At 71.3% G+C, this 10,330-nt stretch carries 13 protein-coding genes; all 13 read left to right on the forward strand.

Annotated features, from left to right (window positions below; genetic code table 11):
* The first annotated feature begins 68 nt into the window (after positions 1 to 68).
* Complete coding sequence (locus tag ACFW16_RS24605) at positions 69 to 1,454, forward strand: Ca2+-dependent phosphoinositide-specific phospholipase C (protein ID WP_380309995.1); 1,386 nt, start codon at positions 69 to 71, stop codon at positions 1,452 to 1,454.
* A gap of 147 nt (positions 1,455 to 1,601) precedes the next feature.
* Positions 1,602 to 2,237 (forward strand): heme ABC exporter ATP-binding protein CcmA, encoded by a 636-nt coding sequence (gene ccmA, locus ACFW16_RS24610; RefSeq protein ID WP_380309997.1) that lies wholly within the window; start codon positions 1,602 to 1,604, stop codon positions 2,235 to 2,237.
* Complete coding sequence (ccmB, locus tag ACFW16_RS24615; protein ID WP_380309999.1) at positions 2,234 to 2,899, forward strand: heme exporter protein CcmB; 666 nt, start codon at positions 2,234 to 2,236, stop codon at positions 2,897 to 2,899. The genes ccmA and ccmB overlap by 4 nt, the downstream gene beginning before the upstream one ends.
* Positions 2,900 to 2,955: 56 nt before the next feature.
* Entirely contained in the window at positions 2,956 to 3,198 is a 243-nt protein-coding gene (locus ACFW16_RS24620; protein WP_380310001.1) for a type II toxin-antitoxin system Phd/YefM family antitoxin, read from the forward strand.
* Positions 3,195 to 3,623, forward strand: a complete 429-nt coding sequence (locus tag ACFW16_RS24625; RefSeq protein WP_380310021.1) for a type II toxin-antitoxin system VapC family toxin — start codon at positions 3,195 to 3,197, stop codon at positions 3,621 to 3,623. Before ACFW16_RS24620 ends, ACFW16_RS24625 begins: the two co-directional genes overlap by 4 nt.
* A 313-nt stretch (positions 3,624 to 3,936) precedes the next feature.
* A complete protein-coding gene (locus ACFW16_RS24630) occupies positions 3,937 to 4,338 on the forward strand; it encodes an SET domain-containing protein (RefSeq protein WP_380310003.1) in 402 nt (133 codons plus the stop codon).
* A gap of 62 nt (positions 4,339 to 4,400) precedes the next feature.
* Positions 4,401 to 5,162 (forward strand): heme ABC transporter permease, encoded by a 762-nt coding sequence (locus tag ACFW16_RS24635; protein WP_380310005.1) that lies wholly within the window; start codon positions 4,401 to 4,403, stop codon positions 5,160 to 5,162.
* Positions 5,159 to 5,329, forward strand: a complete 171-nt coding sequence (gene ccmD, locus ACFW16_RS24640) for a heme exporter protein CcmD (RefSeq protein ID WP_380310007.1) — start codon at positions 5,159 to 5,161, stop codon at positions 5,327 to 5,329. Before ACFW16_RS24635 ends, ccmD begins: the two co-directional genes overlap by 4 nt.
* Positions 5,326 to 5,811, forward strand: a complete 486-nt coding sequence (gene ccmE / locus ACFW16_RS24645) for a cytochrome c maturation protein CcmE (RefSeq protein ID WP_380310009.1) — start codon at positions 5,326 to 5,328, stop codon at positions 5,809 to 5,811. The genes ccmD and ccmE overlap by 4 nt, the downstream gene beginning before the upstream one ends.
* Complete coding sequence (locus tag ACFW16_RS24650; protein ID WP_380310011.1) at positions 5,808 to 7,775, forward strand: heme lyase CcmF/NrfE family subunit; 1,968 nt, start codon at positions 5,808 to 5,810, stop codon at positions 7,773 to 7,775. Before ccmE ends, ACFW16_RS24650 begins: the two co-directional genes overlap by 4 nt.
* 9 nt (positions 7,776 to 7,784) lie before the next feature.
* The gene (locus ACFW16_RS24655; RefSeq protein WP_380310013.1) at positions 7,785 to 8,321 is read left to right on the forward strand and encodes a DsbE family thiol:disulfide interchange protein; all 537 of its coding nucleotides are present in this window, start codon (positions 7,785 to 7,787) and stop codon (positions 8,319 to 8,321) included.
* Entirely contained in the window at positions 8,318 to 8,785 is a 468-nt protein-coding gene (locus ACFW16_RS24660; RefSeq protein ID WP_380310015.1) for a cytochrome c-type biogenesis protein CcmH, read from the forward strand. Before ACFW16_RS24655 ends, ACFW16_RS24660 begins: the two co-directional genes overlap by 4 nt.
* Positions 8,782 to 10,164 carry a c-type cytochrome biogenesis protein CcmI gene (gene ccmI / locus ACFW16_RS24665; protein WP_380310017.1) on the forward strand — a complete coding sequence of 461 codons (1,383 nt, stop codon included), beginning with the start codon at positions 8,782 to 8,784 and terminating at the stop codon, positions 10,162 to 10,164. Before ACFW16_RS24660 ends, ccmI begins: the two co-directional genes overlap by 4 nt.
* Positions 10,165 to 10,330 lie beyond the last annotated feature (166 nt).

The following is a 10,330-nucleotide window of genomic DNA, read 5'->3' on the forward strand; positions in this document are numbered from 1 at the left end:
CGAAGCCGCCTAGCATCGCCGTCGCGCCGGCCGGTTCGGCCGGACCGCGGCACCTGACGAAGGGGGGAATGATGGAACGGAGTGCATTGTCCGGGATGGCCGTGGCGGCCGCCCTGCTGCTGTCGGGCGGGGCCTGGGCCGACGTGCCGGCGGGCCAGCCGCTGGCCGGGACCACCGCCTACAACGCGGCCTACTGGTCGCGGCCGCACAACGCCTATGAGAAGGCGCATTTCGCCAGGCTGACCGACGTGCTGGACCGCGGCAACCAGGTGGTCGAGATCGACATCTACGACCAGACCGGCTTTCCGGTGAAGCACGACCTGGGCGATTCGAGCACCGACAACAACTGCAAGGCCGGCGCCGGCGGCCTGCTGCAGGACTGCCTGCGCGACATCAAGGCGTGGAGCGACGCCCATCCCGGCCACCTGCCGATCACGGTGCAGTTCGACCTCAAGCCCAGCCAGGGCCTGTGGGGCTGGGATGCCAGCTACATGGCCGGGCTGAACTCGCTGGTCGCGAGCGAGTTCGGGGCCAAGGTCTACAAGCCGGAAAACCTGCGGGCCTTCACCGGCTACGCCTCGCTGCGCGAGGGCGTCTACCGCGCCGGCTGGCCGACGGTGGATGCGCTGCGCGGCAGGATCCTGGTGCTGATGATGGGCGGCCCGATCGGCGACAAGAACGACACCCAGGAAGAATACGTGAACCAGTTCGGCAGCGCGGCGCAGATCTTCGTCTGCCCCGAGGCGCATGAGCCGAACGACTTCTACTGGAACGGCAACGCCAACGATTTCGACGACGCGAACACCAACAAATGGGTGGTCTGCGGCAACCACGAGGCGGTGCAGTACTGGTACAAGGACACGCTGACCGCCCAGCAGAACGGCCAGATCGTCAATCTCTGGTCCGGCACCGAGAACCAGTTCGACGCCTTCCACCAGATGTATCTGGCGGTCGGCTGGGGCGCCTCGATGATCAGCCGCGAGAGCCTCGACACCTGGTCCGGCAAGCTGCCGCTGAACGGCGTCCGCCGCTCGGTCTGGGCCGGCTTCAGCCTGCGCAGCGCCTCCAGCGGCTATTGCGTCGAGATCCAGAGCGGTCTCTACGCCAACGGCTCGGACCTCAACCAGCGCCCCTGCACCGGCGCCGTGCCGCAGCAATGGACCACCAGCGACGAGACCCAGCTGCGCGCGGTCGGCAACGCCGAATACTGCTTCGACATCGACGGCGGCAACGGCAACAACGGCGACCGGCTGCACATCTGGGATTGCGACGGCGGCTCCAGCGAGAAGTGGCAGCTGCAGCCGGACGGCCGCCTGATCGGCATGAACGGCCGCTGCGCCGACGTGGTCGACGGCACCAACGGCACCCGGTTGCAGATCCGCAACTGCACCGGCAGCGCCAGCCAGCGCTTCGACATCATCGGCAGCTCGAACGCCAACAACCCGCATTATTGAGGATTTCTGAAGACTTCGTAGGTTGGGTTCGCGAACCGCGAACCCAACATCGTGACATCGGAGCCATGTTGGGTTCGCCTGAAGGCGAACCCAACCTACATTGGCGGCCCCTTCCGTTCAGGGCCGTCCGGCTGCTATTGGCGGAGGATGACCGCCCCGCCCATGCCCGAGCCGAGTCTGACCGCCGACGGCCTGGCCTGCCTGCGCGGCGGGCGGCTGGTCTTCGCCGGGCTGTCGTTCCGGCTCGGCCCCGGCGAGGCGCTGGTGCTGACCGGGCCGAACGGCAGCGGCAAGTCCAGCCTGCTGCGGCTGGTCGCCGGGCTGGTGCCGGCCTTCGCCGGGCGGCTCGACTGGACCGGCGCCCCCGGCTCGATCGCCTATCTCGGCCACCAGGACGCGGTGAAGCCGGCGCTGACCGTGCGCGAGGCTCTGCGCGTCTGGGCCGCCCTCTCCGGCGCGATGGCAGGGGAGGGGGCGGTCGACGCCGCCCTCGCCGCGGTCGGGCTCGAAGAGCTGGGCGACCTGCCTTGCCGCTACCTCTCCGCCGGCCAGCGCCGCCGTCTGGCCCTGGCGCGGCTGGAGCTCGGCCGCGCCGCTTTGTGGCTGCTGGACGAGCCGACCCTCGGCCTCGACACCGCCTCGGTGGCGCGGCTGGAAGGGCGCATCGCCCGGCACCGCGCCGCGGGCGGTCTGGTGATGCTGGCGACACATGTGCCGCTGGCGCTCGACGGCGCCCGCGGCCTGGCGCTGCAGGATTACACGGCTGAGGACCTGCCGCTGTGAGCGCCTTCCTCGCCTTGCTGTCGCGCGACCTGCGCCTGGCCCTGCGCTCGGGCGGCGACGTCGCCGCCGTGCTGGCCTTCTTCGTCATCACCGTGGTGCTGTTCCCGCTCGGCGTGGGGCCGGAGCTGGCGCTGCTCGGCCGGATCGCCGCCGGGGTGGTCTGGGTCGCGGCGCTGCTGGCGACGCTGCTGGCGCTCGACCGCCTGTTCGCCCAGGACTACGAGGACGGGTCGCTCGACCTGCTGATGCTGTCGCCGCTGCCGCTGGAAGCCGTGGTGCTGGCCAAGGCTCTGGCGCATTGGCTGCTGACCGGCCTGCCGTTGATCCTGCTGTCGCCGCTGATGGCGGCGATGCTGGGGCTGCAGGCGGGGGCCTGGCCGGTGCTGGCGCTGTCGCTGCTGCTCGGTACGCCCTGCCTCAGCCTGATCGGCGCGGTCGGCTCCGCCCTGACCCTCGGCGCCCGGCGCGGCGGGGCCCTGCTGGCGCTCCTGATCCTGCCGCTCTTCGTCCCGGTGCTGATCTTCGGCGCCGCGGCGGTGGAGGCGGTGGCGACCGGCCTGACCCCGCGCCCGCACCTGCTGCTGCTCGGCGGCTGCCTCGCCGCCGCCCTGCCGCTGGCCCCGATCGCCGCCGCGGCGGCGCTGCGCCAGGCGCAGTCGTAAGTTGGGAATGATTTGGTCGTATGCTATATGACCATCTACATGGTCAGGAGCGTGGCATGGACACGATCAATCTGGCGGAAGCCAAGGCCCATCTGAGTGAGCTCGTCGATCGGGTCGAGGCCGGCGAGTCGATCGCCATCACCCGCCGCGGCAAGCCGGTTGCGCGGCTGACCGCAGTGAAGGGCCCCCGCAAGCGCATCGATATGACCATGCTGCAGGCCGTGACGGCAGCCATGCCGTCGCAGGCGCAGGACGCCGCCGACCTGGTGCGCTCGATTCGGGATGGCGATCGCTACTGATGCTCTATGTCGACACGTCGCTGATCGTCGCGGCCCTTTCCAACGAAGCCGCAACCGCTCGCGCGCAGACCTGGCTGGCGGGACAGGATCCGTCGCAGCTCCTGATCAGCGACTGGACCCTCACCGAGATGTCGTCCGCCATGGCGATCAAGCTGCGGACGGGCCAGATCACGCTCGAGCAGCGCGCGGTGGCCTTGGCGGCGTTCAACAAGCTGGCCGCGGAGAGCTTCACAGTCCTGCCGGTGGCCGGCGGGCATTTCAGGGCGGCGGCGACATTCGTCGATCAGCACAGGCTCGGATTGCGGGCCGGCGATGCACTCCATCTCGCCACCGCATCGGCGCACGGCGCCACGGTGCACACGCTCGACCAGCGGCTTGCCGAAGCCGGACCTGTGCTCGGCATACCGACACGGCTGCTGGCATGACCAGGCCTTGCCTCTCCGCACCGGCAGGTGATGGACGAGGCCCAGGCGCTGATCGACCGGAAGCGCCGTGACCGCTCTTGAGTGCCGAGAGGTTCTCCGGCCTCTACATCATCTCTTCATTGTCATCCTCGGGCTTGACCCGAGGATCCAGGGGCGGCCAGAGCCGTTCGTGGTGGCCCCTGGATTGCCGGGTCAAGCCCGGCAATGACAGGAAGGAAGGATCGCCCACACGATCTCGCGTCCTCTCGGCCCTTCGTCCGGGGTGACGCGGGGCCCGGCCTCGCGTAATGCTTGGGCAAAAGGAACCCGGCCGATGCTTCTCGTCCCCACCACCGTCGGGCCCAGCCGGATCGAAGGGCTGGGCCTGCACGCCGCCGAACCGATCGCCGCCGGCACCGAGGTCTGGCGCTGGCACCCGGTGTTCGACGCCTTCATCCCGGACGCCGCCATCGCCCGGCTGCCCGAGCCGGCGCGCGAGTTTCTCGAGCGCTACGCCTATCCGGCGCCGGACCTGCCGGGCGGCCTGTCGCTGAACCTCGACGACGCCCGCTTCATGAACCACAGCGACGACCCGACGCTGGAGACGGTGGGCGAGGTCTGCGTCGCCCGGCGCGACATCGCGGCGGGGGAGGAGCTGACCTGCGACTACGGTGCCTTCCACCCCGACCTCCGCGATCTGATCCAGGCAGGCACCACCGCGGGGCGCGGCAATTGAGCCGGCCGACACGCGGCCTAGCTTTGTCTATCCTGGGGCCCAACGACCGCCACGCCACGCTCATGCACCGCTTCGCCAACCCGGCCCGCTTCCTGCGCCTGAGCGCCGCCCTGCGGCCCTGGGCCTTCGGCGTCGCCCTGCTGACGCTGGCGGCCGGGCTGTGGCTCGCCCTGTTCGATTCGCCGCCGGACTACCAGCAGGGCGAGACGGTGCGGATCATGTACATCCACGTGCCCTCGGCCTGGATGGCGATGATGGTCTACGCCACCATGGCCGTGGCCTCGGCGGTCGGGCTGGTGTGGAAGCATCCGGTGGCCGAGCTCTACACCAAGGCCGCGGCGCCGCTCGGCGCCGGCTTCACCGCGCTGTGCCTGCTCACCGGCTCGCTCTGGGGCCAGCCGATGTGGGGCACCTGGTGGGTGTGGGACGCGCGGCTGACCAGCGTGCTGATCCTGTTCTTCGTCTATCTCGGCTACATCGTGCTGGTCTCGGCCTTCGACGACCCGCAGCGCGGCCTCAAGGCCGGCGCGGTGCTGACCCTGGTCGGCGCCGTCAACCTGCCGGTCATCAAGTTCTCGGTCGACTGGTGGAACACGCTGCACCAGCCGGCCTCGGTGATGAAGCTGGGCGGCTCCACGCTCGATGCTTCGATGCTGTGGCCGCTCCTGCTGATGGCCGTCGCCTTCACCGCGCTGTTCGCCTGGCTGGTGCTGCTGCGCACCGAGACCGAGATCGCCGAGCGGCGGATCCGCGCCCTGCGCCTGGCCGCCGCCACGGCCGCCCGGCGCACCGACGCGCCGGGGCTGGAGCAGCCGATCGGATGACCGAGTTCTTCGCGATGGGCGGCTACGCCCTCTATGTCTGGACCGCCTATGGCGCCGCCCTGGTGGTGCTGGTCGGGCTGACCGTCGCCACTCTGGCGCGGCGGCGCAGCAGCCGGCGCAGCCTGGAGGCGCTGGAGCAGCTGCGCGGCCGCGGGAGACGGGCATGACCCGGAAGCGCCGCCGGCTGATGCTGCTGGGCCTCGCCGCCCTCGGCCTCGGCACCGCCTCGGCCCTGGCCCTGACCGCCTTCCAGGACAACCTGCTGTTCTTCTACAGCCCGACCGAGCTGCATGACGGCAAGGTGGCGGAGGGGCAGCGCTTCCGCCTCGGCGGGCTGGTGGTGCAGGGCTCGCTGCAGCGCCTGCCCGACGGGCAGACCATCACCTTCACCGTGACCGACACGGCGTTCGACGTGCCGGTGCGCTACGCCGGCATCGTCCCCGACCTGTTCCGCGAGGGGCAGGGCGTGGTGGCGCATGGCCGGGTCGGGGCCGACGGCACCTTCGTCGCCGACGAGCTGCTGGCCAAGCACGACGAGACCTACATGCCGCCCGAAGTCGCCAAGGCCCTGCGGGACGCCGGCCATCCGGGCGCGCCCGGGGCATCCGGCAAGCCGGCGTTGTCCACCAACTCGATGGCTGCGCAATGATCCCCGAGCTCGGCCACTACGCGCTGGTCCTGGCGCTGATCCTCGCCCTGGTGCAGTCGACCCTGCCGCTGTGGGGCGCCGCCCGACGCCATCCCGGGCTGATGGCGATCGCCGAGCCGGCGGCGACGCTGCAGCTGGCGGCCATCGTCATCGCTTTCGCCGCGCTGACCTGGGCCTATGTCGTCTCCGACTTCTCGGTGGCGCTGGTCGCGAACAACAGCCTCTCCACCAAGCCGATGCTCTACAAGGTCACCGGCGTCTGGGGGAACCACGAGGGCTCGATGCTGCTCTGGGTCCTCATCCTGGCCCTGTTCGGCGCGGCGGTGGCGCTGTTCGGCGGCAACCTGCCGGCGACGCTGCGGGCCCGGGTGCTGGCGGTGCAGGGCATGATCGGCGTCGGTTTCCTGGCCTTCATCATCCTGACCTCGAACCCCTTCCTGCGGCTCGACCCGGCGCCGCTGGACGGCCGGGACATGAACCCGCTGCTGCAGGACCCCGGCCTCGCCTTCCATCCGCCCTTCCTCTATCTCGGCTATGTCGGCTTCTCGATGGCCTTCTCCTTCGCCGTCGCGGCGCTGATCGAGGGCCGGGTCGACCCTGCCTGGGCGCGCTGGGTGCGGCCCTGGACCCTGGCCGCCTGGTCGTTCCTGACCGTCGGCATCGCGCTCGGCTCTTACTGGGCCTATTACGAGCTCGGCTGGGGCGGCTGGTGGTTCTGGGACCCGGTCGAGAACGCCTCGCTGATGCCCTGGCTGGCCGGCACCGCGCTCCTGCACTGCGCCCTGGTGGTGGAGAAGCGCGACGCGCTGAAGAGCTGGACCGTCTTCCTCGCCATCCTCGCCTTCGGCCTCAGCCTGGTCGGCACCTTCCTGGTGCGGTCCGGCATCATCACCTCGGTACACGCCTTCGCGGTGGATCCGGAGCGCGGCGTCTTCATCCTGCTGCTGCTGGCGCTCACCGTCGGCGGCGCCTTCACGCTCTACGCCATCCGCGCGCCGCGGCTGAAGCTGGGCGGCGTCTTCGCCCCGATCAGCCGGGAAGGGGCGCTGGTGCTGAACAACCTGCTGATCTGCACGGCCACGGCCACGGTGTTCGCCGGCACGCTGTTCCCTCTGCTCGACAAGTCGGTCTCGGTCGGCAAGCCCTATTACCAGCTCACCTTCGTGCCGCTGATGACGCCTGTGGTGGCGGTGATGGTGATCGCGCCGCTGATGGCCTGGAAGCGCGGGGACCTGCCCGGCGTGCTCGGCCGGCTGAAATTCGCCGCCGCCGGCACCGTGGTCGTGGCTCTCGCCGCGCTGTGGCTGCAGGGCGGCGGGCCGGTGCTGGCGCTGCTCGGCGTCGCCTTCGGCGCCTGGGTCGTGTTCGGCGCCGCCACCGAGATCGCGGAGCGGGTACGGCTGTTCCGGATCCCGCTGCGCGACAGCCTGTCCCGCGCCACCGGCCTGCCGCGCAGCGCCTGGGGCACCGCCTTCGCCCATGCCGGGCTCGGCATTGCCCTCCTCGGCATGATCGCCTCCAGCTACTGGTCGACCGAGCGGCTGGTGCTGGCGAAGCCCGGCGATCGCCTCGACCTCGCCGCCGGCTACGAGGTCGTTTTCGACGGCGTGCAGGCGGGGCAGGGGCCGAACTACGAGACCCGCCTGGGCGATCTGCAGCTGCTGCATGACGGCGCCTTCGTCACCGACCTCGCGCCCGAGAAGCGCTTCTATCCGGTGGCGCAGATGCCGACCAGCGAGGTGGCGATCCACACCACCCTGGCCGGCGACGTCTATGTCGCCCTGGGCGAGGAGCAGGCGGACGGCCGCTGGAGCCTGCGGCTGTACCACCACCCGCTGGTGCCGTGGATCTGGGGCGGCGCCCTGGTCATGGCCTTCGGCGGCGCGCTGTCGCTCAGCGACCGCCGGCTGCGCGTCGGCGCGCCGCGGCGGGCGGCGGCGGCGGCCGTCGGATCGCCGGCTTAAGGATCGTCGATGCGCCGACTGCTGTTCCTCCTGCCGCTGCTGCTGCTCGCCGCCCTGGCCGTCGGGGTCGGGACCAGGCTGCTGTCCGGCAGCGACCCGCAATCGCTGCCCTCGGCCCTGATCGACAAGCCGCTGCCGGCCTTCGACCTGGCGGCGCTGCCGGGCCGGTCCGACGGGCTCGCCAATGCCGATTTCGGCAGCCGGCCGATGCTGCTGAACGTCTTCGCCAGCTGGTGCGTGCCGTGCCTGGCCGAGCATCCGGTGATCACCAAGCTGGGGCGCGAAGACGGCATCCCGGTCGTGGCCATCAACTACAAGGACAAGCCGGAGGACGCGCTGGCCTGGCTGAAGCGCAACGGCGACCCGTACCGCCGGATCGGCGCCGATGCCGACGGCCGCACCGCGATCGACCTCGGCGTCTATGGCGTGCCGGAGACCTTCGTGATCGACAAGGCCGGCCGCATCCGCTACCGCCACCCCGGCCCGCTGACCCCCGACATCGTCGACCGCGAGATCCGGCCGCTGCTGGCGGAGCTGGCGAAGTGAGGGGACGTGCCGTCCTAGCGGCGCTGTTTCTGGCCGTCGCCGCGGCCGCCCCCGCCGGCGCGATCGAGCCGCAGGAGCAACTGGCCGATCCGGCGCTGGAGGCGCGGGCCCGCACCATCAGCCAGGAGCTGCGCTGCCTGGTCTGCCAGAACGAGTCGATCGACGATTCCAACGCCGATCTGGCCCGCGACCTGCGCCGCATCGTGCGCGAGCGGCTGACGGCGGGCGACACCGACGGCCAGGTGATCGGCTTCGTCACCGCCCGCTACGGCGACTACGTCCTGCTGCGGCCGCCGCTGCGCGCCGGCACGCTGGTGCTGTGGTTCGGCCCGGTGGTGCTGCTGTTCGCCGCTATCGTCGTCCTGATCCTGCGCCGCCGCCGGCGCCCGGCCGAGGCGGCGCCGCTGTCGCCCGAGGAAAGCCGGCGCCTGGCCCGGCTGATGGACGAGGAATCGGCGCCGTGACCGGTTGGCTGTTCTGGGTGGTCGCGGCTGTGATGACCGGCGGCGCCGTCGCGCTGCTGCTGCGTCGTCTCTTCGCCGCCGACGCCTCGCTCCCCTCCGGTTCCGACGCCGCGATCTACCGCGACCAGCTGAAGGAGCTGGAGCGCGAGCGCGCCGCCGGCGAGATCGGCGCCGCCGAGGCCGAGGCGGCGAAGGCCGAGATCGGCCGCCGCCTGCTGGCCACTGCCGGGCAGGCGAAGCCGGCGATCGCCGCCCCCACGGTTCCACCGCGCCGCGTCGCGCTCGGCCTCGCCGTGCTGCTGCCGGTGGCGGCGCTGGCGATCTATCTGGCCGAAGGCACGCCCGGCCTGCCGTCGCAGCCCTTCGCCAGCCGCGACCCGGGCGAGCGGGTGGCGGTGCAGTCCGCGATGGCGGAGGCGCGGGCGCTCGAGCAGCGCCTCGACGCCGACCCGCAGGACCGCGCCGGCTGGATCGAGCTCGGCCAGCGCTGGGGCCAGCTGGGCGACAGCGCCAAGGCGGCCGACGCCTATGGCCGAGCCATCGGCCTCGGGAATGCCGATGCCGAGCTGACCGGGCGCTACGGCGAGGCCCTGGTCGGCGCCAATGGCGGCGCGGTGACCGAGACCGCGCGCGCCGCCTTCGAGCAGGCGCTGAAGCTGCGGCCCAATGACATCCGGGCCCGCTACTTCCTGGCGCTGGGCAACGCCCAGGCCGGCGACGACCGCGCCGCGCTGGACCTGTGGCAGGCGCTGGTGCGGGACTCCCCGGCCGACGCGCCCTGGCTGCCCTCGGTCCGCCAGCACCTGGCCGAGACGGCGCAGCGCCTCGGGCTCGACCCGAAGACCGCGACGCCGGAGCCGCAGCCGGCTGCCCGTCCTGCCCCTCCGGCCAACGGTCCGGCCGGCGCCATCGCATCGCTGCCGCCGGACGAGCAGGCCAAGGCGATCCGCGGCATGGTCGACGGGCTGGCGGCGCGGCTGGAGCAGTCGCCCGACGATCTCGAAGGCTGGCTCCGCCTGGCCCGCGCCCGCGGCGTGCTGGGCGAGGCCGATGCCGCCGCGGATGCCTATGCCAGGGCGGCGGCGCTGGCGCCGGACAACAACGATCTGCTGCGCGCCTATGCCGACGCCCTGCTGACCGCCGGCCGGGGCGAGGACGTGCCGCCGCTGCTGGAGGCCGGGCTCAGGCGCATCCTGGCCTCCGATCCGAACGACCTCCAGGCCCTGTGGTTCCTCGGCGTCGCCGCGCAGAAGGCGGGCCAGCCGGAGGAGGCGCGGCGCCTCTGGGGCCGGATGCGCGACCAGTTCCAGGAAGGCAGCCAGGAGCGCAAGGCGATCGAGGGCCGCATGTCCCAGCTGCCGGTCCCTGGCGCGGGATGAAAGGGAATTCTATTTTTCGTCGGTCGTCTGTCAGAAAATCTATTTTTAGTTGAATCTGCAACGGTTCCGGCCTAGGGCCAATCGACATTCAGCCTTCCCAGAGCTGAATGGTGCTGAATCAATACGTTCCGGATTTGCTGATTCGGAGCGAAGGGATGGGGGTGAA

The sequence above is a fragment of the Inquilinus sp. NPDC058860 genome (assembly GCF_042743185.1).
GTDB lineage: Bacteria > Pseudomonadota > Alphaproteobacteria > DSM-16000 > Inquilinaceae > Inquilinus.

Bases quoted from the DNA above. Each gene is read 5' to 3' on its own strand.
- ACFW16_RS24605 (WP_380309995.1), top strand. From the start codon at position 69: ATGATGGAACGGAGTGCATTGTCCGGGATGGCCGTGGCGGCCGCCCTG.
- ccmA (WP_380309997.1), top strand. From the start codon at position 1,602: ATGACCGCCCCGCCCATGCCCGAGCCGAGTCTGACCGCCGACGGCCTG.
- ACFW16_RS24620 (WP_380310001.1), top strand. From the start codon at position 2,956: ATGGACACGATCAATCTGGCGGAAGCCAAGGCCCATCTGAGTGAGCTC.
- ACFW16_RS24630 (WP_380310003.1), top strand. From the start codon at position 3,937: ATGCTTCTCGTCCCCACCACCGTCGGGCCCAGCCGGATCGAAGGGCTG.
- ACFW16_RS24635 (WP_380310005.1), top strand. From the start codon at position 4,401: ATGCACCGCTTCGCCAACCCGGCCCGCTTCCTGCGCCTGAGCGCCGCC.
- ccmD (WP_380310007.1), top strand. From the start codon at position 5,159: ATGACCGAGTTCTTCGCGATGGGCGGCTACGCCCTCTATGTCTGGACC.
- ccmE (WP_380310009.1), top strand. From the start codon at position 5,326: ATGACCCGGAAGCGCCGCCGGCTGATGCTGCTGGGCCTCGCCGCCCTC.
- ACFW16_RS24650 (WP_380310011.1), top strand. From the start codon at position 5,808: ATGATCCCCGAGCTCGGCCACTACGCGCTGGTCCTGGCGCTGATCCTC.
- ACFW16_RS24655 (WP_380310013.1), top strand. From the start codon at position 7,785: ATGCGCCGACTGCTGTTCCTCCTGCCGCTGCTGCTGCTCGCCGCCCTG.